Source organism: Haemophilus sp. HMSC071C11, assembly GCF_001837655.1.
Lineage (GTDB): Bacteria > Pseudomonadota > Gammaproteobacteria > Enterobacterales > Pasteurellaceae > Haemophilus > Haemophilus influenzae.
This window is the reverse complement of record NZ_KV833419.1, coordinates 1-22,256: the sequence shown is the minus strand read 5'-3', so window position 1 is coordinate 22,256 and position 22,256 is coordinate 1. Positions and strand designations below refer to the sequence as shown.

The following is a 22,256-nucleotide window of genomic DNA, read 5'->3' as shown; positions in this document are numbered from 1 at the left end:
TAAAAACACCTTCCTCGTGAAGGTGTTTTTTATAGCCAACGTCTTACTTTTTGTTTGTAACGACGATATTCATCGCCAAATTTATTTTCCAAATAGGCTTCTTCTCGGGCTATTTGACAGTGGTTCATAACTAGTATAAAGACAATTACGCCTAACCAAGCTAAACTATTACCTAACCAAAGCGTCCAAGCAAGCAAAATTAACAGCAAACTTAAATACATTGGGTTACGGCTAAATCGAAATATGCCTGTGGAAACTAATTTTGTTGTGCCTTTAAAGTCACGAGGATTAATGGAGGTTTTACATATAAAGAATTGCATAACGCTGCTTAAAGCAATCAAAAATGAAAGGGAAATAACAAAAACAATCACTGAAAAATGGACAGAATAACTAGCAATCTTTGGCAAAAAATACATTGCTATGGCAATGAATAAACAGAGTAGTGGTGGTGGAATAAATAACATCGCTAAATCTTATTAATAAAAATGCCAGCTCTTTATAGCGCATTTAAAGTGCGGTCAAAATTTGTCTTAATTTTGCTTTAATTACTTTTATTTTGCATAAAGCGGCGATAAATTTCGCCGCTTTTGATTATTATAAATTTTATGCACTATTCTGTGATAAATTATTTGATGGTTAATTTTTTACCGTCATAGCTTATTGCTTTGACGCTAGTTAAAGCCTTACCTCCATCAGTTTCACCGCCAATCAGTAAAACTTTATTGTTGTAAGATACAGAAAAACCATAACCAATATTCATTGGTAATTCCCCAACGATGCGCCATTTACCATTATTCAACGTATAAACTTCGTTATGCCAAGCTTTGCTTAAACCTTTATGTGCGTGAAGTTTTCCTTCTTTGAATTGTTTGATTGAACCTGGAAAATTTGCGCCACCAGTGACTAAATAATGACCGTTACTATAGCCTGCAAGCGCACCAGCTAAACCATCTTGTGATTTGCCTTTTGGTGCAGGTAAGTCAGGTAAGTTTTTCCATTGCACACCTTTAGCAGTGAATTTACCTTGATGGGTTTCAGCGGTGCGAAGTCCAGGTTTAATTTCGCCATTGACAACCACGAGATCATTACCTTGAATTGTAAAGGCTGCACCAGCACGACCAGAGAATGGAATGCGTCCTTCATTGCGCCATTTATTGGTTGAGGGTTCATAGCTCAATAATTCTGTTGTAAAGAAATAATCTTCTGGACGTTGATCGAAGTAAGCTGCTGCGATTTCATCTTTTTTCGCTTGATCTTCTCCTGCCGCAACGTTGTCTTGGAAGAAGCCATTAAATATAGAGAGATTAGAGCCGCCTAAAATATAAACTTTATCTCCGTGAGATGCGCCACTTGATCCTACTAAACCACGGGGAGAACGAGTAGGAAGTTTCATCCAAGTATTATCGCTTGGGTTATAGCGATAAGCGTCATTAACGAGTTGAAGTTCGCCTTTTTCATTTTTTTGTAAACCACCGAATACATAAAGTTTTCCATCCACTGCGGCTGCAACAGGTTGATTGCGTTCGCCACCTGGAAATGTAGCAATTTCTTTCCATTGTGCTGAAGGATCTTTTAGGTCTAAGGTATAGAATTTATCGCCACCAGAACCTAATCCCACATAAACTGTGTCGCCAATTAATGCACCTGTTCCTCCTTTGATCCCCACTGGCAAATCAGGATAAGTTTGTGCGTTCGCTGAAAAAGTAAAGGTAGCAAAAAGTGCGGTACATAATGCTGTTTTAGTTAGTTTCATAATAAACCCCATTTTGAGTTGTGTTTACAGTTTTCTATTCATTAAACGGCATTGAATAGGCGTTGATAAAGTGCAGTTATTGCACCCTTTTGTATTGTAAGGTACAGCAGATGTAACTTACGAAAACGATGAAAGTGCGGTTAAAAAATTTAATCTTTTTCAACCGCACTTTTTATTATGGTATCAATAGATTTGGCACAAATGTGATGATTTGTGGGAAAATCGTGATTAATACTAATGTGACGAAAACGGGAATCAAGAACGGTAATACGCCTTTGGTTACCGTGGAAACTGACATATTACCTACACGAGCAACAACAAAGAGAGCCATTCCCATTGGTGGGGTAAGAATACCAATCATCATATTTAATGTGGTCATTACACCAAAGAAGATTAAGTCAATATTGAATTGCATTGCGATAGGAATAAGCATTGGTAATACTAAAAATTGTAATGCTAGGGCATCAATGAACATTCCAAGAAAAAGTAACAGTGCGTTAATCATTACCAATACGGTTAAAGGCGAATCGGCAACGGCAACAAACACATTAGCAACACGCATTGCGACTTGTTCACGGGCAATCATATCGCCAAAGAAAGTCACGGTCATAATCATTAAGGCGACTACGCCCGTAATTGCCATTGCTTCTATGCAACTATTAAATAAGCTTTTTAAGGTTAATTCTTTATACACAAATTTACCAATAATTACAGAGTATGCGGCTGCAACAATGGCAGATTCTGTTGGACTGAATAATCCTGAAAAAATACCACCGATAATTAATAACGGCGTTAAGATTGCCCAAAAAGATTGTTTAAAGCTGCTGCAAAGTTGTTCTCTCGTAGCTTTTGGTGTTCGTGGATAACCTCGTTTTTTGGCAATGCGATAATTCATTGCCATTAAAGCTAAAGTAATTAATACACCTGGAATAAAACCTGCAATAAAGAGTTTTGCGATAGATTCATTGGCAATTACACCGTAAATAATCATTGCAATACTTGGCGGAACTAATGGCCCAATAATACAAGAAGCAGCAGTAATTCCTCCGCAAATATCATCGTCATAACCAGCATCACGCATTGATTTGATTTCTAATTGACCTAAGCCCCCAGCATCAGCAAGTGCTGAACCTGACATACCAGAGAACAATAAACTTGCACCGATATTAACGTGTCCCATTCCTCCTGTGTAATGACCGAGTAAGGCTTTAGCGAAATTAAAAATACGTTCGGTAATCCCACCTGTATTCATTAGAATGCCCGTTAAAATATAAAACGGCACGGCAAGTAATGGGAAGCTGTCTAGGCTATAGACTAATTTTTCAGTTGCGGCATTTACGACATTCCAACGTGTCATAGAAAAATAAAGTAGAGTAGCAATAAATAAGGACCAACCTACAGGGACACCGATAAACATAATGATGAGCCAAACGAGTAAGGCGACATAGACTGAACTTGAACCGAGTTTTATATAATTGCTAATACGCAATACTTTGAACCAATCTGGCGCGAAAAATAAAATCGCAAATAAAATGACCGCACTTATGATAAAGAAAGTCGCAGGTAAATAGCTTTTCCCTGTCTTAAAGTTTAGGGTTTGCGCTTGGATAAAGCGAAACATCATTAATATTGCGATAACAGGCAGTGCTGCGAAAATCCATTTTTCAGAAATGCCTCCTAAGGCATCAATAGGGAATGATGCGCCGTTAAAAGTACGAATACCGAAATGAATAAATAAGAAAATACATACAAAGACTAATAATTGTACAAACGTATTTGTAAATTTTCTGATTTTTTCGGGCATTAGATTAGTTAAAAAATCAATAAATACGTGTTCTTGTTTTCTCACAGCAACGCTGATACCCAACATACCCACGTAAACAAATAAGAGCTTGGCGAGTTCTTCACTCCAAATTAACGGAGAATGAAAAACTTGGCGTGAAAGAATTTGAGCGATAAGAATACCGAAAATGGCAATAAATAATGTGCCACCCAGCCATTCTTCAAGCTTATTAATATATTTCATACTTCACTCCGTTTAATGAAGAATAAGGGAATGTAGTGTGCCATTACAGCACACTAAAGAGGGATTATGGATTGATTGCTTCAATTTGTTTTAAAGCTGCTTCACCTTTTTGACCAGTTTGTTTTACAAACTCAGCATAATACGGCTTCATTGATGCTTTAAATGGGACAAGATCAGGATGTGTAATTTTCACGCCTTGTTTTTCAAAGAATGTGACTAAATCTTTTTCTCCATCTACGAATAATTTAGTGTGATATTTTGCTGCATTTTCGGCAGCATCTTTTACGACTTTTTGAAGATCTTCAGGGAGTTCTTTATAAGTCTCGTTGCTTACTAAATAAAGTTGGTCATTCAAAATGTGATTAGTCATTGCTAAGAACTTTTGCACTTCATAGAATTTTTGTGCTTGCACCGCTGCTAACGGGTTTTCTTGACCATCGACGGCATTGGTTTGTAACGCAAGATAAACTTCAGAAAATGCCATTGGTGTTGGTGATGCGCCAACATATTTAGCATAGGCTAAGTTTGTTGCTGCATTTGGTACACGAAGTTTTAAGCCTTTCATATCTGCAATACTGTTGATTGCACGATTTGAAGTCGTTTGGCGAGTTCCGTTATAAGCTTGGGAAAGTAAAGTCACGCCAAGATCTTTATCCATTTTTTTAATTAAATCTTTACCAAATTCTGTATCGAATAAGGCTTTTTGTGCAACATTATAGTTGCTAATAACATAAGGTAAGGCAAATACTGCCGCTTCAGGGTAAAACAGTTGGAAGCGAGCAGATTCTGCAAAGGTGAAGTCGAGAGAACCGTCTTTTAATTGTTTTAACATTGCGCGGTCATCACCTAATTGTGAACTTGGATAAAGTGAAATTTCAATTTTACCCTGTGATTTTTCTTTGACTTCTTTGGCAAACATTTCTGCCGCTTTATATTCATTTGATGAAGTTCCAGCATTCATACCGAATTTCAAGTCATAATCAGCGGCAAGAACAGCAGAAGATACGCCTAAAGAAATGGCTGTAGCAAGGAAAAGTTTTGTCAATTTCATCATATTCGCTCCTGTGTGAACTTATGTTGGAAAGGGGAATATATTAACCCCGTAATATGAGAATCAATTTAGGCAAAAAATGTATGTTTTCTCCCCAAAAATAGGATTCGAGAGCAATTCTAAGAGTAAAAAAACAAATTTAAAATAGTTTTACGAGTTTTATTTCAAAAATGAGAAGTTGATCACATTTATGAAAAAACACTTCAAAAATATTCTTTAAAATGGCATTTCTTTTTCATATAATAAGGTTAAATGATGAAAATATAAGCATATTACAACTTATAAAAGATTGTTTTGTGTGGATTAAATTAATTTTAAAGTGATTTATTCAGATTTAAATGAGGGGTGTTATATGTCTAAATTATCTTATCAAGAAGTACTTTCTCAAATTCAATATGGTCTTATTTCTTCTTGCCAACCTGTCGATGATGGCCCAATGGATAAACCTGAAATCGTTTCTGCGATGGCTCAGGCTTCAGTTATGGGCGGAGCTTCTGGCTTACGTATTGAGGGGGTTGATAACCTTAAAGCAACCCGTCCTTTTGTGAATGTTCCGATTATCGGAATTGTAAAACGTGATTTGCCTGATAGTCCCGTGCGTATTACGCCGTTTTTACAAGATATTGAAGATCTAGCCAATGCTGGCGCGGATATTATTGCAGTAGATGGCACTAAACGCCCACGTCCTGTGGATATTGAAAGTGCGGTGAAAAAAATCCACGAAATGGGCTGTTTGGCAATGGCAGATTGTTCTAATTTAGAAGAAGGCTTGTATTGTAAAGCGCTTGGTTTTGATATTGTCGGCAGTACGATGTCGGGTTATACAGGAGGCTCAGTGCCAGAAGAACCAGATTATCAATTAGTGAAAGATTTAAAATCAGCGGGTTGTTTTGTGATGGCTGAGGGGCGTTATAACACACCAGAATTGGCAAAAGTGGCAATTGAAATTGGTGCAGATTGCGTGACTGTAGGTTCAGCCTTAACTCGTCTTGAACATATTGTGAGTTGGTTTGCTAATTCAGTGAAATCTGCAAGATAGTCGTAAGACGTGTGAGAAAAGACTTTACACTATAAGGATAAGTTATGCGTTGTTTAGCACTAGATATTGGTGGGACAAAAATTGCTGCGGCGATTGTAAAAAATGGCGAAATTGAGCAACGTCAGCAAATTCATACACCACGTGAAAATGTCGTGGAGGGAATGCACCAAGCGTTAGGCAAATTGCTTGCTGATTATGAAGGGCAGTTTGATTATGTAGCGGTAGCATCTACGGGGATTATCAATAATGGCATTTTAAGTGCATTAAATCCGAAAAACTTAGGTGGCTTGGCGGAATTTCCACTTAAAGCGAGTATTGCAAAACATACGGATAAACCGATTGGTTTATTAAATGATGCACAAGCTGCGACTTATGCGGAATATCAATTGCAAAATTCTGAACAGGTATCAAATTTTGTTTTTATTACCGTTTCAACAGGAGTTGGCGGAGGGATTGTGCTGAACCAAATTTTGCAGACAGGTTCTCGTGGTATTGCTGGGCATATTGGTCATACATTAGCTGATCCAAATGGTGCGATCTGTGGTTGTGGGCGTCGAGGTTGTGTCGAAGCGATTGCTTCAGGGCGAGCAATTGAAGCAGTTTCTTCCCAATGGGAAGATCCGTGCGATCCAAAAGAAGTGTTTGAGCGTTTTAGAAAAAATGATGAAAAAGCGACCGCACTTGTCGAGCGTTCTGCGAAAGCCATTGCTAATTTAATTGCTGATTTAGTGATTAGTTTAGATATTCAAAAAATCGCGATTGGTGGCAGTGTGGGATTAGCTGAGGGATATTTATCTTTGGTTGAAAAATATTTACAAGATTTTCCTTCGATATATTGTTGTGAAATTGAAACCGCTAAATTTGGACAAGATGCAGGTTTAATTGGCGCAGCTTATTGGGTAAAAGATGTTTTACTGGATAAGCCTGAAGGAACAATTTATGGCTAAATCGGGAAATGTGTTAAACAAAATTGGCTCACTTTACCAAAGTTTAACTAAATCAGAGAAAAAAATTGCCGATACGATTTTGCGTTCGCCTGATTTAGTCTCTCAATGCTCCCTTTCAGAAATCGCTAAACATTTGCAAGTTGGAGAAGCTACGCTCGTCCGTTTTTGTCGAACCATTGGTTTTAAAGGTTTCAGCGAGTTCAAACTAGAGCTTTCTATTGAACTTGCGACGAAAGATAATCAAGATGAAAGCATACTTGAAACAGAAATTATGCCAAGTGATGATTCGCTCACTATTGCACAAAAATTGCAAACGGCGGTTGCTAATGTAATGGAAGAAACGATTAATTTACTTGATTTAAAACAGCTTGAAGAAGTCGTTAAAGTACTTAAAAAAGCACGCCGTATTTTTTTATTTGGTGTGGGTTCATCTGGCGTAACGGCTGAAGATGCTAAAAATAAGCTAATGCGTATTGGTTTTCAAGTGGATGCTTCAGGTAATAATCATTTTATGTATATGCAGGCGGCATTATTGACCTCTTCTGATGTGGCAATTGGTTTAAGCCATTCTGGTTATTCTGCTGAAACGGCACATACCATCAAAATCGCAAAACAAAATGGTGCAACAACAGTGGCATTGACGCATAGTTTGCGTTCCCCCGTGACAGAATATGCTGATTATGTTTTGGTAAATGGTAATAAACAAGGCAAGTTACAAGGCGATTCTATTGGCACCAAAATTGCACAGCTTTTTGTATTAGATTTAATTTATGCTTTGTTAGTGCAGGGCGAAGAAGAAATTGCCGCTCAAACTAAACAAAAAACTCTCAATGTAATTCTTGAACAACGTATAAAATAGGAGAAAACTTATGCGTGATTTAAAAGGTATTTTCAGTGCATTATTAGTGTCATTTAATGAAGATGGCACCATTAATGAAAAAGGTTTACGCCAAATTATCCGCCATAATATCGACAAAATGAAAGTTGATGGCTTATATGTGGGCGGTTCAACAGGCGAAAACTTTATGCTTTCAACGGAAGAGAAAAAAGAAATCTTCCGTATTGCAAAAGATGAAGCAAAAGATCAAATCGCACTAATTGCTCAAGTGGGTAGTGTAAACTTAAAAGAAGCGGTGGAATTAGGTAAATATGCAACAGAATTAGGCTACGACTGCTTATCTGCAGTGACGCCATTCTATTACAAATTTAGCTTCCCTGAAATTAAACATTATTACGACACCATCATCGCTGAAACGGGCAACAATATGATCGTGTACTCAATCCCGTTCTTAACTGGCGTGAATATGGGCATTGAACAATTCGGTGAACTTTACAAAAACCCGAAAGTATTAGGGGTAAAATTCACAGCAGGTGATTTCTACTTATTAGAACGTTTGAAAAAAGCTTATCCAAACCACTTAATTTGGGCAGGTTTTGATGAAATGATGTTACCGGCAGCCTCACTTGGTGTGGATGGTGCAATCGGTTCAACTTTCAACGTAAACGGCGTTCGTGCTCGTCAAATTTTTGAATTAACCAAAGCGGGTAAATTAGCCGAAGCGTTAGAAATCCAACACGTAACCAACGATTTAATCGAAGGCATTTTAGCGAACGGTTTATATTTAACCATCAAAGAATTGCTTAAATTAGAAGGGGTGGATGCAGGTTATTGCCGTGAACCAATGACATCAAAAGCAACAGCAGAACAGGTTGCAAAAGCAAAAGACTTGAAAGCGAAATTTTTGTCATAAATATTTAAATTAGAAAAAACTTACCTCCCCCTGTTTTATTCCATTACAAACAGAATAACAAGCCAGCAAGCACTTGCCTTCCCCTGTTTACGGGGGAAGGTGCCCGAAGGGCGGAAGGGGGCAACTTCTATTGCTTTGTGGTAAATTATTGGAGCAAAAGAATTTCTTTTTAAAAACAAGATAGAAAATTACCGCACTTATAATGATCCTTTGGTATAGGTGGGCTAAAGTCCAGCCTACGATATGAATAGGATCATCACGGTCAATAATAAAGGAAGGCTAATATGCGTTTTATTCCATTACAAACAGAACAACAAGTCAGTTGTTGGGCTGCACAACATATCATCAATCGTATCAACGATTTTAAACCTACCGCCGAGCGTCCTTTTGTATTGGGGTTACCTACTGGTGGTACACCACTAAAAACTTATCAAGAACTAATTCGACTTCATCAAGCAGGCAAAGTGAGTTTCAAACATGTAGTGACTTTCAATATGGATGAATATGTGGCTTTACCAGAGGAACATCCTGAAAGTTACCACAGCTTTATGTATAACAATTTTTTCAATCATATCGATATTTTACCTGAAAATATCAATATTCTTAACGGCAATACCGATGACCATAATGCAGAATGCCATCGTTATGAAGAAAAAATTAAATCCTACGGCAAAATTCATCTGTTTATGGGGGGGGTTGGCGTAGATGGACATATCGCATTTAATGAACCTGCTTCTTCATTAAGTTCTCGCACCCGTATTAAAACGCTAACGCAAGATACATTAATTGCAAATTCACGCTTCTTTAATAACGATGTTACTCAAGTGCCGAAATATGCTTTAACCATTGGTGTCGGTACATTATTAGATGCAGAAGAAGTGATGATTTTAGCAACAGGACATCAAAAAGCACTGGCAGTGCAAGCTGCCGTTGAAGGCAGTATTAACCACTTATGGACAGTCAGTGCATTACAAATGCACCGTCATTTCTTGCTTGTTTGTGATGAAGCTGCTCAACAAGAGTTAAAAGTGAAAACCGTGAAATATTTTACTGAATTAGAAGGCGCGGTTGCTGGTACGGATTATCAGGATAAATAGAGATCTATTCTTCATCTTTATGTAGGGGCGAATTACATTCGCCCTATAATCACAAACAATCATAGGGCAAATTGTCCTTACGTTTAAGAGCAATATAGTTGCTATGTTAAACTGATGTTGATATTAGGAACAGAATATGAAATACGCATTAATTAATTGTGTAATTTACACAAAATATGATGTTTTACGTGATTTTGCTGTAATTATTAACGGTGAAATTATTGAAGCGGTAGTTCCCCAAGCTGAATTAGAAACAGGTATCAAAACCATTGATTTACAAGGTAATAATTTAACGGCTGGTTTTATTGATCTGCAATTAAATGGCTGTGGTGGCGTGATGTTTAACGACCAAACTAGCGTTGAAACCTTGGAAATTATGCAGGAAACTAACTTAAAATCAGGTTGTACAAGTTTCCTTCCCACTTTTATTACCGCGCCTGATGAAAATATAAAAAGTGCGGTAAAAATTATGCGTGAATATTTAAACAAGCATAAAAACCAAGCACTTGGTTTACATATTGAAGGGCCTTATCTCAGCATTGAGAAAAAAGGCGTACACCGCCCCGAATATATTCGTGAAATTACGCCTGAAATGAAAGATTTTCTCTGTGAAAATGGCGATGTGATTACAAAAATAACCATTGCCGCAGAAAACCCAACCATTAACTATACGCCTGATTTTGTGAAAGCGGGCATTATTGTCTCTGTAGGTCATTCTAATGCCACTTATGAAGTGGCTAAAGCCGCATTCCACAAAGGCGCAACATTTGCAACCCACTTACATAATGCAATGTCGCCAATTAGTTCTGGACGTGAAATGGGCGTAGTGGGCGCAGTATTAGATTCTGATGTTTACACTGGCATTATCGTGGATGGTGTGCATATCAATTATGGCAATGTTCGCATTGATAAAAAAATCAAAGGCGACAAACTTTGTATTGTGACTGACTCTATTGCAGCGGCAGGCGCACCGCCAGAACTAGAAAATTTTACCTTTGTGGGAAAAACAATTTATATCAAAGATGGGCGTTGCTATGATGCTAATGGCACGATTGCAGGGGCATCAATCACAATGATGGAATCCATTAAAAATGCGGTAGAATATGTTGAAATTCCTCTTGCTGAAGCCATTAGAATGAGTAACCTTTATCCTGCACGAGCAATTGGTATAGATGATCGTTTAGGTTCGGTAGAAAAAGGTAAGATAGCAAACTTAGCAGTGTTTACGCCAAATTACCAAGTAATCGGCACAGTAGTAAACGGAAAGTGGAAAGAGAATTAATAGTAAATACTTAAATAGCTAATTGATTTAAAAATCTGTGATATATGTCACAGATTTTTTATTAATATTTTGTTACTTATAAAATAGCCTAAATATTTATACACTTTTAACTTAATCATTTTTTAACTTGATTTTAAGCAAAAAAAGCGAATCTTTCGATTCGCCTTGCTTTTAATAATGTATTTCTAACAAATGATTAGAAGTAAACGCGTAAACCTACACCCACTGATTTTTCTTTTTCAGTTTTTACGCCTTCAGCTTGCTCAGTTGTTCTAGTTCTAGCGTAAGCACCTTCAATATAGGTTAATACTTGTTTGTGAAGTTTATGATCTACACCGAATAACACTGCTTGTTCACGTGTTTTTTTACCTTGATCTACAGAATCGCGTTCATATTTGAAGTTGCCATAGACATTAGTATCTTCCATTAATTCATATTGGAAACCTGGAGATACGAAATAGCTTTTTTCGTGTTTATCTTTATAGTTTTTAGTTTTTGCATAGCCACTATCTAGAGACACTAATAAGCCTAAATCACTAAAACGATAGCCTAAAGTTGAAAGCGCACCGTTTACTTGTTGTTTTTTACCTAAATCTGGGTCAACAATATCTTCTCTATAATTTGTACGACCATAAGCAATACCTGCAATAATGTTGTTTGCATCATATTTTGCACCAACCTGAACGCCATTGCTGATTTTTTGTGGATAAACTTCTCCTGCAACAGTACCAGCACGAGGATTACCAGCAGCAGTAGTAGTATACTTATGACGCTCTTGTGCTAATAAATAATTAGCACCTAATACTAAACCATCGATACCTTTAAAAGTGTAGCCAACGGTATTACCATCAGTAGGAATATATTTGCTATTGTTGAGAACACCATATTCTTTATCTTCTGCGCTTGTTATGCCATCAGCAATAGTTTTCGCACGACCAAGTTTTACTTCACCCAATGCTTTATTTCCTAAAGTGACATAAGCATATTTGGTTATAATATGACCGAAGTTATCTGACTCGGTTCCAGATTGAGCTGAAACTAAACGAGTTTCTAAATAACCTTGTGCATAGAAACCATCACCGAAGTTATGAGTTGCTTTAATGTGGAAACGTGAACTTTGATTGCGTAATGCACCGTGTTGCTGTTTTTGATCCTTTATAGTGCTATTACTTTGTTCTGCGATAATGCTTAAACGACCACCTAATTCTACGTTAGTCCCTTCGTTGTTATAAACAACAGCTGCGTTTGCTGCTGAAGCTGCGAATGCACCAACGATTAATGCTGCAAGTGTTTTTTTCATAATTTGTATTCCTTATGGTTGTTACTATCTATGATTGAACTTTTTTCCAATAGAATTGTCTAATCACCAAACAAAATAATAGGCGAGCGACGAGCTACATCTTCGCAAAAAAAAATTTTTATGTCAATACTCCAAAATTTTAATTTTCTTGAAATCTCATCAAGATCACACTTTTTTAAATGAATTTGATTGTTTTTTGTTCTTTTTTAGGTTTAAGTATTAAATATTTTTAGGTATCGAAAAATATGATGTTATATCAGTTGTATTATTCTTCTATGTACCCCATATCTTCCAATGTCGGATTTTCTGCTCCTTTTTTTGCTAATTCATCGCAAATTTCATTTTCTCTGTGTCCTGCATGACCTTTTACCCATTGCCAATTAATTTTATGACGTTGGATGGATTCATCTAAGGCTATCCATAAATCTTGGTTTTTTACAGGCTTTCCAGAACTTGCTTTCCAATTATTTTTTTTCCAGTTAAAGATCCATTTTGTTATGCCATTTTTCATATATTGGCTATCACTATAAAGCGTGATTAAACAAGGTTCTTTTAATGTATTTAATGCTTCAATGACAGCGCGTAATTCCATTCGATTATTGGTGGTTTTGAAATAGCCTTTGGAGAGCATTTTTTCATGTTGTTTATAACGCAATACGGCACCAATTCCACCCGCCCCTGGATTACCTAAGCAAGATCCATCAGTAAAAATTTCAATCTGTTTTTGCATAACAAAAAGGTTGTTGTGTAGAATGGCAAGTATTTTAATGGAAAGAGAGAGGTTGAACAAATGATTAATCCCAATCGCCAAATTGTATTAGATACTGAAACTACAGGTATGAATCAGCTTGGCGCGCATTATGAAGGACACTGCATTATTGAAATTGGTGCAGTTGAATTAATAAATCGTCGTTACACAGGTAATAATTTCCATATTTATATTAAGCCAGATCGCCCTGTTGATCCTGATGCGATTAAAGTTCATGGTATTACTGATGAAATGTTAGCGGATAAACCAGAATTCAAAGACGTAGCCCAAGATTTTTTGGATTATATTAATGGTGCGGAATTGCTTATTCACAATGCCCCCTTTGACGTTGGATTTATGGATTATGAATTTCGTAAACTTAACCTTAATGTGAAAACTGACGATATTTGTTTGGTGACAGATACGCTACAAATGGCGCGTCAGATGTATCTTGGAAAACGCAATAATTTGGATGCACTTTGTGAGCGTTTAGGTATTGATAATAGCAAACGTACTTTGCACGGTGCGTTACTGGATGCCGAGATCTTGGCGGATGTTTATTTGATGATGACGGGAGGGCAAACAAATTTATTCGATGAAGAATCTGTTGAGTCTGAAGTTATCCATGTTATGCAAGAAAAAACGGCGGAAGAAATAAAAAGTGCGGTAGATTTTTCGCATAATTTGAAATTACTTCAACCTACTAATGATGAGTTACAAGCACATTTAGAATTCTTAAAGATGATGAATAAAAAAAGTGGAAATAATTGCCTTTGGGATAAACGCTTTGGCAATAATAATGTGCATTAATCGTGTGGAATTTAAGCAGGTAAGTAAAATTTAATAAAAAAAGATTGACGAGATTTGTGTTCATCATTAAGATACGCACCACTTAGCGGAGTGGTAGTTCAGCTGGTTAGAATACCTGCCTGTCACGCAGGGGGTCGCGGGTTCGAGTCCCGTCCATTCCGCCAATTTAAAATTAATATCTTATCTCGGAGTGGTAGTTCAGCTGGTTAGAATACCTGCCTGTCACGCAGGGGGTCGCGGGTTCGAGTCCCGTCCATTCCGCCAATTAAGATAAATAAAGATAGCACCTAAGGGTGCTTTTTTTGTATCTGAAATTTATTCATCCTTGACAAAAATAAAGTAAACTTTTAATATTTGAAGAACTAGGGAGCGGCTACTCCCTAGTATGTCGTGTTATTAGTAAGCGGTCTGGCTCACTAATAATAGTAGTACGACAAGGATAATGAGTTTAATCATTTTCTTATCCTCTTCAAACGTTGCGAAAAAGCGCAACACTCGCTTTCAAGCTGGATTCTTGAAAGCGAGATTATTATAACGTTAAGTTGTAGATAAATAAACAGTATTTAGAAAGCCATAGGATTGTATCCTGTGGCTTTTTCTTTTCTTTATGAAATGATTTTTTACCAATCCTTTAACTTCCGATATAATAGCCGCCATTTTTGACAAAATAAGAGATTTTTTATGGCAACTCCAGTCGTCGCCCTTGTTGGTCGCCCGAATGTGGGAAAATCCACATTATTTAATCGCCTTACTCGTACGAGAGATGCGTTAGTCGCTGATTTTCCAGGTTTAACTCGTGATAGAAAATATGGTCACGCACATATTGCTGGCTATGATTTTATTGTTATTGATACTGGCGGTATTGATGGAACGGAAGAGGGGGTAGAAGAAAAAATGGCGGAGCAATCTTTGCTTGCTATTGATGAAGCGGATATTGTTCTTTTCCTTGTGGATGCTAGAGCTGGTTTAACGGCAGCAGATATTGGTATTGCTAATTATTTACGCCAACGTCAAAACAAAATTACTGTGGTGGTGGCAAATAAAACCGATGGTATTGATGCGGATTCTCATTGTGCTGAATTTTATCAGTTAGGTTTAGGAGAAATTGAGCAAATTGCAGCCTCACAAGGTCGTGGTGTTACTCAATTAATGGAACAAGTACTTGCGCCTTTTGCGGAAAAAATGGAAAACGCCGATGAAAATGACCGCACTTCTGAGGAAGAACAAGACGAATGGGAACAAGAATTCGATTTTGATTCAGAAGAAGATACGGCATTAATTGATGATGCGTTAGACGAAGAACTTGAAGAAGAACAAGATAAAAATATCAAAATAGCCATTGTAGGTCGTCCAAATGTGGGTAAATCTACTTTAACCAATCGTATTTTAGGCGAAGATCGTGTAGTGGTTTTTGATATGCCAGGTACGACACGTGACAGTATTTATATTCCAATGGAGCGTGATGGACAGCAATATACCTTGATTGATACGGCTGGTGTGCGTAAGCGTGGTAAAGTGCATTTGGCAGTGGAAAAATTCTCTGTGATTAAAACCTTGCAAGCGATTCAAGATGCTAATGTTGTATTGCTGACTATTGACGCGAGAGAGAATATTTCTGATCAGGATTTATCTTTGCTCGGCTTTATTTTAAATGCAGGGCGTTCTTTGGTGATCGTCGTGAATAAATGGGATGGTTTAGATCAAGATGTGAAAGATCGTGTGAAATCTGAGCTTGATCGTCGTTTAGATTTTATTGATTTTGCTCGGGTGCATTTTATTTCAGCCTTGCACGGAAGTGGTGTAGGTAATCTTTTTGATTCGATTAAAGAAGCCTATGCTTGTGCCACTCAAAAAATGACGACTTCGCTTTTAACTCGTATTTTGCAAATGGCAACGGATGAGCACCAACCGCCGATGATTGGCGGTCGTCGCATTAAATTAAAATATGCTCACCCAGGTGGTTATAATCCGCCGATTATAGTAGTTCACGGTAACCAAATGGATAAACTACCAGATTCTTATAAACGTTATTTATCTAATTATTATCGTAAGAGCTTAAAAATTATTGGCTCACCGATTCGTCTTCTTTTCCAAGAAGGGGCGAACCCATTTGCGGGGCGTAAAAATAAACTTACCCCGAACCAACTGCGTAAACGTAAACGTTTGATGAAGTTTATTAAGAAAGCGAAACGTTAAATTCGAGATAAATAAAACTTAGCAAGATTTAACCGCACTTTTAAAACTCTTTTTGGAGAACTAAAGTGCGGTTATTTTTTTATTTGTTTTGCAGAAGAAAGGTATGGCGATATTTTAAGTGCGTTGTAATAAAAATGATGAAACCGATTAAACCTAATGCTGAGCCCGTATAACCGATTTCGTTTAATCCTAAATAGGTTGTCGCAAGATTTCCAAATAATGCGCCTGCACCAATTCCTGCATTGAAAATTCCCGAGTAAATAGCCGTAGCAATATCGGTTGCATCTGGTGCAAGTTTTAGTACGCGCATTTGTAGGGATAGTCCGATACAAGAAATGCCAATCCCCCAAATAAACACAAGACAGAACATTGCTATCATTGTTTCGGTAGAGAAGAGTAGTAGCAATAGTGAGAACATCAATAAGCTCATCGAAACAATAATAAATTTTGTGGGAGCAAATCGGTAGAATCTGTTAAATAATAGACTTGCGGCAATACCAGAGAATCCAAAAACTAATAAAACCACAGTGGCAAAATTTGGATCTAAATGCCCAATATCAATCATAAAGGGTTCGATATAAGTATAAGCAGTAAAGTGTGCTGAAATGACGATCGCCGTTGTCACATAAAGCCAAAGTAATAATGGGCGTTTCGCAAGCAAGGGTAAACTTGCAATAGAGCCAGCATTTTTACTGGGTAAATTTGGCAATAGTCGAATAATTAAAAACATAATGAATAATGCCAGTGCGGCAATGATTCCAAAAGTGACCCGCCAACCGACGAGCTGTCCGACAATGCGTCCAATAGGTAAGCCTAAGATGGTGGCAAGTGCGGTGCCAATAGCGAGCATTCCTAATGCTTGAGTTTTCTTGTGTTTAGGTGCGATGCGTATTACAAGTGAAGCGGTAATGGACCAAAACACTGAATGTGCTAATGCAATACACATTCGAGCGAGAAGTAATATCCAAAAATTCCAAGCAATGACCGATAAAATATGCCCAACAATAAATATAATGAAAAGTTTGATTAGCAGGCTTTTACGTTCCATATTGCCGGTGGCAAGCATCGCAGGCAAAGACATAATTAGCACCGTCCAAGCATAAACTGTCATCATTAAACCAGTATCGGCGGTTTGCATATTAAAACTTTGTGCAATATCGCTTAACATTGCAACGGGTACAAATTCTGTAGTATTAAAAATAAATCCTGCGCAAGCCATAATAAACACGCGCCATGATTGAATTTTTTCAGCTTTTAAATATAACGACATTAACGTAACTTTTCTTTAATCGCATCAATTAATTGATGGCGGAATTTCTTCGTAAAATTAATTTTGTATTGTGGAGAATTGCAGTTACCAAAAAAATTGATTGGCAGGGTTAAATTTTGATAGCGTTGATCCGTAGAATTTAAATTAATATCCACATTGCATTCCATTCGATTTAAATCAATAATGCCTTCTCCTTGCCCCAAAAGTACGGGTGTTTTTAATTCAATTTTTTCAGCAATAAGTTGATTTTGTTGGAGAAATAATTGTAAGTAAAATTGTTCAAAGCGAGTGTTTAACTCTTTGTTTTTTAACAAATCATTGTTGTAATTAATCGGGAAATATTGCGCTACCATATCCAATAGATTCACGCCAAGAATTTCGCCATTTTGCGCTAAAAAATTTAATTTGCCTTGAATAAGCGAGGAAGATGAAAAGCTGAAATCAAGATCAAAATCAGCGTGTCCACTTAACACTTCTGGCAAATTTAATAGTGCGAATAAGCGTTTAACGGGGAAAGTTTTGCCTGAAAAATTGACCGCACTTTGGTTGCCAACTTGTTGATATTTCAATACAGCTAAACAATCGTTATCGCGTTGTGGTTTTATATAAGTCACTATTTGTTGGTGGGCTGTGTGGGTTTCAATATAACCGATAGGCTGATTATTTAGGTTTGCATCTACAAATTGAAGTAGGGCTGATTCTGATGTTGAGAAGTCTAAATTTGCTTTATGGAAAGAAAAATGGAAAGTTTTTGTTTTTCCATAAATAGGTTTATTAAATTCAATGCGAATATGGTTTTCGCCATTCAATATTACTTTTTTTGATAAAAGCTGTTTTAACGAAAAAGGCGAAACCTCTATCGATACATTGGCAGGATTTTGTGTATTTTGAGTTAATTTGAGCTGTTGAATATTCAGTGAATGAAGTGCGGTATTACCATACAAAAGAGGCAAAAAATTAAATTTAGCTTCAATTTTTTGAGCTGAAAATTGCGTAGTTTTTATATTTTCAAGGGAAAGTGCGGGAGAAAATAATGATAAATTGACGGATTGAACGGCAATGTTTTGTTGTGCCAGTTGTTCACTAATGACACTTTGCACTCGATAAAGTTGAATATATAAAAAAGAAAAGATCGCCAAAGCGACGATCCCTACGACAAGCACGAACTTTTTCATTGATTATTCCTTGTCTTCGTCAATTCGACTGGCTACCGCACTTTGTTGATTTTTATATTTTGCATCTTTGCGGCTACTGTATGGTCGTTTTGCTTCGCCACTTAATACTTCAAAACTTAATGCACCAATGACCATATTTGGGCGTAATGCTAATGGTAATTTCCCTGAATTATAAAATTCCAGCACGATTTTTCCTTCCCAACCTGGGTCAATGCGGTGTGCGGTTACGTGTACCATTAAGCCTAAACGGGCTAAAGAAGAGCGACCATCTAACCAACCGATAATATTGGCGGGTAATTTCACGGATTCAAGTGTGGTTGCTAACGCTAAAGTACCAGGATGCAAGAAAAATGCTTCCCCCTCTGGGATAATAATTTCATCGCTCATTACCGATTCAAGCTGTGCAGATACTTCTTCTTTCGGGCCGCTTAAATCAATAAAAGGCGCAGAATGTTCACGAAATACACGGAAAGAATTACCCAAGCGAACATCAATCGTCGCACCGTTGATTTTGTCATTATTTGGACGTGGTGTTAATGAAATAATGCCATCATCGAGATAGCGTTCAATATCAGTATCGCAAAGACGCATAAGATTTCCTATTTTTGATTCAATAAATGAAGAATTTGAGCTTTTAACATATTGATTGCAATGCGGTTTTTTCCGCCTCGAGGAATAACAATATCCGCATATTGTTTAGATGGCTCAATAAATTGTAAGAACATTGGACGCACGGTTGCACGATATTGATCAATAACAGATTGTAGAGAGCGACCACGTTCTTCCATATCGCGTTGTAAACGGCGGATGAAGCAAATATCAAGTGGAGTATCTACGAATACAGAAATATCGGCTAATTGGCGTACTCTTTCGTCTGTGAGCAATAAAATCCCTTCTAAAATTACGATTCGTTTTGGTGTGAAATGCGTTGTTTCGTTGGTGCGAGTATGTTCTACATAGCTATAAACAGGCACATCTACGGCACTGCCATTTTTTAGATTTTTTAAATGTTGGATAAGTAAATCGCGATCCATAGAGCTTGGATGATCGTAATTCGTTTTTACGCGCTCGGTCATTTCTAAATGACTTTGATCTTTATAGTAACTGTCTTCAGTAATGATACCAATTTCTTGGCAACCTAATTCATTGCAGAGTTCTTTGTGAACGGTGGAAGCGATAGAACTTTTGCCTGATGCAGATGCACCTGTGATGGCGATAATGATACAAGAGGGATTTGACATAATCGTGTTTCGATGTAAGGAAAATTCACGCAATTATAAAGAAAAGTGCGGTGAATTTCACGTTTATTTTTTCACTTGAATTTTAAAAACTGTGAACTTCATCACGGTATTTTCTTATTGAAGAAAGAGTAGTACTGCGTATAAAAAAAGTGCGGTAAAATTTCACCGCACTTTTGTGATTAAAATTAAGGGGAAGGATTTTCCCTTTTCTTATTTCTGTTACTAAATCGCCCAACCGCCTGCATAGAATGCAACAAGTACGATTGCAATAATCACAGTACCTACATTTAAGCGTTTAATATCGCCACTCACGATTCTTCCAATTACTAATGCCGCAAAACCTAACATAATACCTGTTACGATGTTAGCGGTAAGTACGATAAACACTGCGCAGATTAATCCGCTCATCGCACCAACGAAATCATCGAAATCTAATTTGCTTACATTGCTTAACATTAATAAACCAACATACATTAATGCTGGAGCAGTTGCGTAGCCTGGCACTAAGAAAGCTAATGGTTGGAAGAAAAGCATTAATAGGAATAACACACCAACAACGATAGCAGTAATACCTGTTTTACCGCCTGCTGCTGTCCCTGCTGCTGACTCAATATAAACGGCAGCTGGTGCTGTACCGAATAAGCCTGAGAATAAGCTACTGATTGAGTCTGAAGTTAAGGCTTTACCGCCATTGATAATTTGACCATCTTTATCAAGCAAGTCTGCTTGACCTGCAACTGCGCGAATAGTGCCCGTTGCATCAAATACGGCAGTCATCACCAAAGCAAATACCACAGGCAAGATTGCGGGTTGTAGTGCGCCCATAAAGTCTAATTGTAAGAAGAGAGAATTTTCACCAAAGGTTGGCATTTTGAAAATCTCTCCGCCAAATTTTACATTTGGATCAAAAATTAAACCTACGATAGTAATAGCGATAATTACCCATAAAATGCCGCCTTTAATTTTCATTTTTTCAAGACCAATAATTAACGCTAAGCCAATCAAGGACATCATGACTGGGAATGAAGTGAAATCGCCTAATTTTACTGGTAAGCCAGCTTGGTTGCTGACGACTAAACCAACACCGTTTGCGGCAATTAAAAGTAAAAAGAGTCCGATACCAATGCCTGCTCCGTGAGCGATATTGGATGGTAAATTACGCAAGATCCATGCACGGATACCTGTGGTAGAAATTAAGGTAAACACAACCCCCATTAAGAATACTGCGCCTAGCGCAACGGGAATGGCGACCTTTTGACCAATCACTAAGCTAAATGCTGTAAAAGCAGTAAGAGAAATTGCACAACCAATTGCCATTGGTGCATTTGCCCATAAGCCGATTAAGATAGAGCCTAATCCTGCAACTAAACAGGTGGCAATAAAGACAGATTCCGCAGGAAAACCTGCAGCACCCAGCATATTGGGTACCACGATGACAGAATAAACCATTGCTAAGAACGTGGTTAAACCCGCGATAATTTCTTGACGAACAGTTGAACCACGTTGTTTGAGTTCAAATGTTTTTTCTAAAGTTGGCATAGTGTTCCTTGAAGTTAAGTAAAAAATTGGAAGTAATAAGGTGCGCTATTTTACATCATAAAAATGAGAAGTAAACGTTTGCGTGAGTTTTATTTAGGATAAAGTGCGGTCAAAATTATGAATAGTTATGAAATAATCTATTTGCTGATTTTCTCTACAAATGAGACTGCGAGTCAGCAGAAAAACTGCTATACTTGTCACGTTTTTTAACTTGATAAAATGAAGGAAACAAAATGGCTGATTTTAATCAAATTTTAACGCCAGGCGATGTAGATGCTGGCATTATCAATGTAGTAAATGAAATTCCAGAAGGTAGCTGCCATAAAATCGAATGGAACCGTAAAGTTGCGGCATTCCAGTTAGATCGTGTTGAGCCAGCAATTTTTGCAAAACCAACTAACTATGGTTTCATTCCACAAACTTTAGATGAAGATGGCGATGAGTTAGATGTGTTATTAATCACTCGCCAACCATTAGCAACAGGTGTATTCCTTGAGGCTAAAGTAATTGGTGTCATGAAATTTGTTGATGATGGCGAAGTGGATGATAAAATCGTTTGTGTTCCTGCAGATGATCGTGATACAGGAAATGCCTACAATTCATTAGCAGATTTACCGGCAAACTTAATTAAACAAATTGAGTTCCATTTCAATAACTATAAAGCGCTTAAGAAACCTGGCTCAACGAAAGTGACCCATTGGGGCGATGTAGAAGAAGCGAAAGAAGTGATTCGTGAGTCTATTAAACGTTGGAATGAGCGTTAATTAAAGACGTTTGATTGTAAAAGTCCCTGATTCTTTGAGTCGGGGATTTTTTATATGAGTTTCAGAGATTTAGATAATAAAAAAACACCTTTCGGTGCTTACTTTATTTTTAAAGTGGTGGGTCGTGAAGGATTCGAACCTTCGACCAACGGATTAAAAGTCCGCTGCTCTACCGACTGAGCTAACGACCCAATTAGATGATTTTAAAATAAATTTTCAAATCTTTTGATTGGTGTTTAAATGGTGCCCGAAGCCAGACTTGAACTG

General features: G+C 37.3%; 20 protein-coding genes and 3 tRNA genes. 11 read left to right on the top strand and 12 right to left on the bottom strand.

Annotated elements, in window-relative coordinates:
- Positions 1–29: 29 nt before the first annotated feature.
- The 4 genes from HMPREF2644_RS05875 to siaP form a co-directional block, all read right to left on the bottom strand.
- Positions 30–464 carry a methyltransferase family protein gene (locus HMPREF2644_RS05875; RefSeq protein WP_005660878.1) on the bottom strand — a complete coding sequence of 145 codons (435 nt, stop codon included), beginning with the start codon at positions 462–464 and terminating at the stop codon, positions 30–32.
- Between the two features lie 161 nt (positions 465–625).
- Positions 626–1,753 (bottom strand): N-acetylneuraminate epimerase, encoded by a 1,128-nt coding sequence (locus HMPREF2644_RS05870; protein ID WP_038440894.1) that lies wholly within the window; start codon positions 1,751–1,753, stop codon positions 626–628.
- Positions 1,754–1,928: 175 nt separating this feature from the next.
- Complete coding sequence (siaT, locus tag HMPREF2644_RS05865; protein WP_005654416.1) at positions 1,929–3,779, bottom strand: sialic acid TRAP transporter substrate-binding protein SiaT; 1,851 nt, start codon at positions 3,777–3,779, stop codon at positions 1,929–1,931.
- 64 nt (positions 3,780–3,843) lie between these two features.
- Positions 3,844–4,833: a sialic acid TRAP transporter substrate-binding protein SiaP gene (gene siaP / locus HMPREF2644_RS05860; protein ID WP_005691499.1), complete on the bottom strand. Its 990-nt coding sequence runs from the start codon at positions 4,831–4,833 to the stop codon at positions 3,844–3,846.
- A 349-nt stretch (positions 4,834–5,182) separates the two neighbouring features.
- On the opposite strand from siaP, the gene HMPREF2644_RS05855 reads away from it, so the two are divergent.
- The 6 genes from HMPREF2644_RS05855 (at position 5,183) to nagA (ending at position 10,946) form a co-directional block, all read left to right on the top strand.
- A complete protein-coding gene (locus tag HMPREF2644_RS05855) occupies positions 5,183–5,869 on the top strand; it encodes a putative N-acetylmannosamine-6-phosphate 2-epimerase (protein WP_032824330.1) in 687 nt (228 codons plus the stop codon).
- A 44-nt stretch (positions 5,870–5,913) separates the two neighbouring features.
- The gene (locus tag HMPREF2644_RS05850) at positions 5,914–6,816 is read left to right on the top strand and encodes an N-acetylmannosamine kinase (RefSeq protein WP_005668146.1); all 903 of its coding nucleotides are present in this window, start codon (positions 5,914–5,916) and stop codon (positions 6,814–6,816) included.
- Positions 6,809–7,675: a MurR/RpiR family transcriptional regulator gene (locus HMPREF2644_RS05845; RefSeq protein WP_005654433.1), complete on the top strand. Its 867-nt coding sequence runs from the start codon at positions 6,809–6,811 to the stop codon at positions 7,673–7,675. The genes HMPREF2644_RS05850 and HMPREF2644_RS05845 overlap by 8 nt, the downstream gene beginning before the upstream one ends.
- 10 nt (positions 7,676–7,685) lie before the next feature.
- On the top strand, positions 7,686–8,567 hold the full coding sequence (gene nanA / locus HMPREF2644_RS05840) for an N-acetylneuraminate lyase (protein ID WP_005658102.1): 882 nt from the start codon (positions 7,686–7,688) through the stop codon (positions 8,565–8,567).
- 284 nt (positions 8,568–8,851) lie between these two features.
- The gene (gene nagB / locus HMPREF2644_RS05835; protein ID WP_015701413.1) at positions 8,852–9,664 is read left to right on the top strand and encodes a glucosamine-6-phosphate deaminase; all 813 of its coding nucleotides are present in this window, start codon (positions 8,852–8,854) and stop codon (positions 9,662–9,664) included.
- Between the two features lie 136 nt (positions 9,665–9,800).
- Complete coding sequence (nagA, locus tag HMPREF2644_RS05830; RefSeq protein ID WP_070828312.1) at positions 9,801–10,946, top strand: N-acetylglucosamine-6-phosphate deacetylase; 1,146 nt, start codon at positions 9,801–9,803, stop codon at positions 10,944–10,946.
- A gap of 196 nt (positions 10,947–11,142) precedes the next feature.
- Here nagA and HMPREF2644_RS05825 read toward each other — a convergent pair whose 3' ends face one another.
- Both HMPREF2644_RS05825 and rnhA read right to left on the bottom strand, forming a co-directional pair.
- Positions 11,143–12,246: a porin gene (locus HMPREF2644_RS05825; RefSeq protein ID WP_070828311.1), complete on the bottom strand. Its 1,104-nt coding sequence runs from the start codon at positions 12,244–12,246 to the stop codon at positions 11,143–11,145.
- Between the two features lie 265 nt (positions 12,247–12,511).
- Positions 12,512–12,976 carry a ribonuclease HI gene (rnhA, locus tag HMPREF2644_RS05820; RefSeq protein ID WP_005687959.1) on the bottom strand — a complete coding sequence of 155 codons (465 nt, stop codon included), beginning with the start codon at positions 12,974–12,976 and terminating at the stop codon, positions 12,512–12,514.
- A gap of 60 nt (positions 12,977–13,036) precedes the next feature.
- On the opposite strand from rnhA, the gene dnaQ reads away from it, so the two are divergent.
- The 4 genes from dnaQ (at position 13,037) to der (ending at position 16,000) form a co-directional block, all read left to right on the top strand.
- The gene (gene dnaQ / locus HMPREF2644_RS05815) at positions 13,037–13,804 is read left to right on the top strand and encodes a DNA polymerase III subunit epsilon (RefSeq protein ID WP_038440904.1); all 768 of its coding nucleotides are present in this window, start codon (positions 13,037–13,039) and stop codon (positions 13,802–13,804) included.
- Positions 13,805–13,891: 87 nt separating this feature from the next.
- A tRNA-Asp gene (locus HMPREF2644_RS05810) sits at positions 13,892–13,968 on the top strand.
- Positions 13,969–13,991: 23 nt separating this feature from the next.
- Positions 13,992–14,068: transfer RNA gene (locus tag HMPREF2644_RS05805), tRNA-Asp, on the top strand.
- 417 nt (positions 14,069–14,485) lie between these two features.
- A complete protein-coding gene (gene der, locus HMPREF2644_RS05800; protein WP_070828310.1) occupies positions 14,486–16,000 on the top strand; it encodes a ribosome biogenesis GTPase Der in 1,515 nt (504 codons plus the stop codon).
- A 79-nt stretch (positions 16,001–16,079) separates the two neighbouring features.
- Here der and HMPREF2644_RS05795 read toward each other — a convergent pair whose 3' ends face one another.
- The 5 genes from HMPREF2644_RS05795 to HMPREF2644_RS05775 form a co-directional block, all read right to left on the bottom strand.
- The gene (locus HMPREF2644_RS05795) at positions 16,080–17,270 is read right to left on the bottom strand and encodes a sugar transporter (protein ID WP_070828309.1); all 1,191 of its coding nucleotides are present in this window, start codon (positions 17,268–17,270) and stop codon (positions 16,080–16,082) included.
- Positions 17,270–18,445 carry an AsmA family protein gene (locus HMPREF2644_RS05790; protein WP_070828308.1) on the bottom strand — a complete coding sequence of 392 codons (1,176 nt, stop codon included), beginning with the start codon at positions 18,443–18,445 and terminating at the stop codon, positions 17,270–17,272. Before HMPREF2644_RS05790 ends, HMPREF2644_RS05795 begins: the two co-directional genes overlap by 1 nt.
- Positions 18,446–18,448: 3 nt before the next feature.
- Positions 18,449–19,036, bottom strand: a complete 588-nt coding sequence (gene dcd, locus HMPREF2644_RS05785; protein WP_005660907.1) for a dCTP deaminase — start codon at positions 19,034–19,036, stop codon at positions 18,449–18,451.
- An 8-nt stretch (positions 19,037–19,044) separates the two neighbouring features.
- On the bottom strand, positions 19,045–19,686 hold the full coding sequence (gene udk, locus HMPREF2644_RS05780; protein ID WP_005658079.1) for a uridine kinase: 642 nt from the start codon (positions 19,684–19,686) through the stop codon (positions 19,045–19,047).
- Positions 19,687–19,908: 222 nt separating this feature from the next.
- Complete coding sequence (locus HMPREF2644_RS05775; protein ID WP_005694416.1) at positions 19,909–21,225, bottom strand: NCS2 family permease; 1,317 nt, start codon at positions 21,223–21,225, stop codon at positions 19,909–19,911.
- A gap of 233 nt (positions 21,226–21,458) precedes the next feature.
- Between HMPREF2644_RS05775 and HMPREF2644_RS05770 the strand changes: the two genes are divergently transcribed.
- A complete protein-coding gene (locus HMPREF2644_RS05770) occupies positions 21,459–21,989 on the top strand; it encodes an inorganic diphosphatase (protein ID WP_005630160.1) in 531 nt (176 codons plus the stop codon).
- Between the two features lie 115 nt (positions 21,990–22,104).
- Here HMPREF2644_RS05770 and HMPREF2644_RS05765 read toward each other — a convergent pair.
- Positions 22,105–22,180 (bottom strand) — tRNA-Lys (locus HMPREF2644_RS05765).
- Positions 22,181–22,256 lie beyond the last annotated feature (76 nt).

Excerpts from the sequence above, each read along its gene's own strand:
- dcd (WP_005660907.1), bottom strand. The coding sequence starts at position 19,036 with ATGCGTCTTTGCGATACTGATATTGAACGCTATCTCGATGATGGCATT.
- HMPREF2644_RS05795 (WP_070828309.1), bottom strand. The coding sequence starts at position 17,270 with ATGTCGTTATATTTAAAAGCTGAAAAAATTCAATCATGGCGCGTGTTT.
- HMPREF2644_RS05775 (WP_005694416.1), bottom strand. The coding sequence starts at position 21,225 with ATGCCAACTTTAGAAAAAACATTTGAACTCAAACAACGTGGTTCAACT.
- HMPREF2644_RS05770 (WP_005630160.1), top strand. The coding sequence starts at position 21,459 with ATGGCTGATTTTAATCAAATTTTAACGCCAGGCGATGTAGATGCTGGC.
- siaT (WP_005654416.1), bottom strand. The coding sequence starts at position 3,779 with ATGAAATATATTAATAAGCTTGAAGAATGGCTGGGTGGCACATTATTT.
- nanA (WP_005658102.1), top strand. The coding sequence starts at position 7,686 with ATGCGTGATTTAAAAGGTATTTTCAGTGCATTATTAGTGTCATTTAAT.
- siaP (WP_005691499.1), bottom strand. The coding sequence starts at position 4,833 with ATGATGAAATTGACAAAACTTTTCCTTGCTACAGCCATTTCTTTAGGC.
- nagA (WP_070828312.1), top strand. The coding sequence starts at position 9,801 with ATGAAATACGCATTAATTAATTGTGTAATTTACACAAAATATGATGTT.
- HMPREF2644_RS05825 (WP_070828311.1), bottom strand. The coding sequence starts at position 12,246 with ATGAAAAAAACACTTGCAGCATTAATCGTTGGTGCATTCGCAGCTTCA.
- HMPREF2644_RS05845 (WP_005654433.1), top strand. The coding sequence starts at position 6,809 with ATGGCTAAATCGGGAAATGTGTTAAACAAAATTGGCTCACTTTACCAA.
- HMPREF2644_RS05870 (WP_038440894.1), bottom strand. The coding sequence starts at position 1,753 with ATGAAACTAACTAAAACAGCATTATGTACCGCACTTTTTGCTACCTTT.
- nagB (WP_015701413.1), top strand. The coding sequence starts at position 8,852 with ATGCGTTTTATTCCATTACAAACAGAACAACAAGTCAGTTGTTGGGCT.
- dnaQ (WP_038440904.1), top strand. The coding sequence starts at position 13,037 with ATGATTAATCCCAATCGCCAAATTGTATTAGATACTGAAACTACAGGT.
- rnhA (WP_005687959.1), bottom strand. The coding sequence starts at position 12,976 with ATGCAAAAACAGATTGAAATTTTTACTGATGGATCTTGCTTAGGTAAT.
- HMPREF2644_RS05875 (WP_005660878.1), bottom strand. The coding sequence starts at position 464 with ATGTTATTTATTCCACCACCACTACTCTGTTTATTCATTGCCATAGCA.
- HMPREF2644_RS05790 (WP_070828308.1), bottom strand. The coding sequence starts at position 18,445 with ATGAAAAAGTTCGTGCTTGTCGTAGGGATCGTCGCTTTGGCGATCTTT.
- HMPREF2644_RS05850 (WP_005668146.1), top strand. The coding sequence starts at position 5,914 with ATGCGTTGTTTAGCACTAGATATTGGTGGGACAAAAATTGCTGCGGCG.
- HMPREF2644_RS05855 (WP_032824330.1), top strand. The coding sequence starts at position 5,183 with ATGTCTAAATTATCTTATCAAGAAGTACTTTCTCAAATTCAATATGGT.
- der (WP_070828310.1), top strand. The coding sequence starts at position 14,486 with ATGGCAACTCCAGTCGTCGCCCTTGTTGGTCGCCCGAATGTGGGAAAA.
- udk (WP_005658079.1), bottom strand. The coding sequence starts at position 19,686 with ATGTCAAATCCCTCTTGTATCATTATCGCCATCACAGGTGCATCTGCA.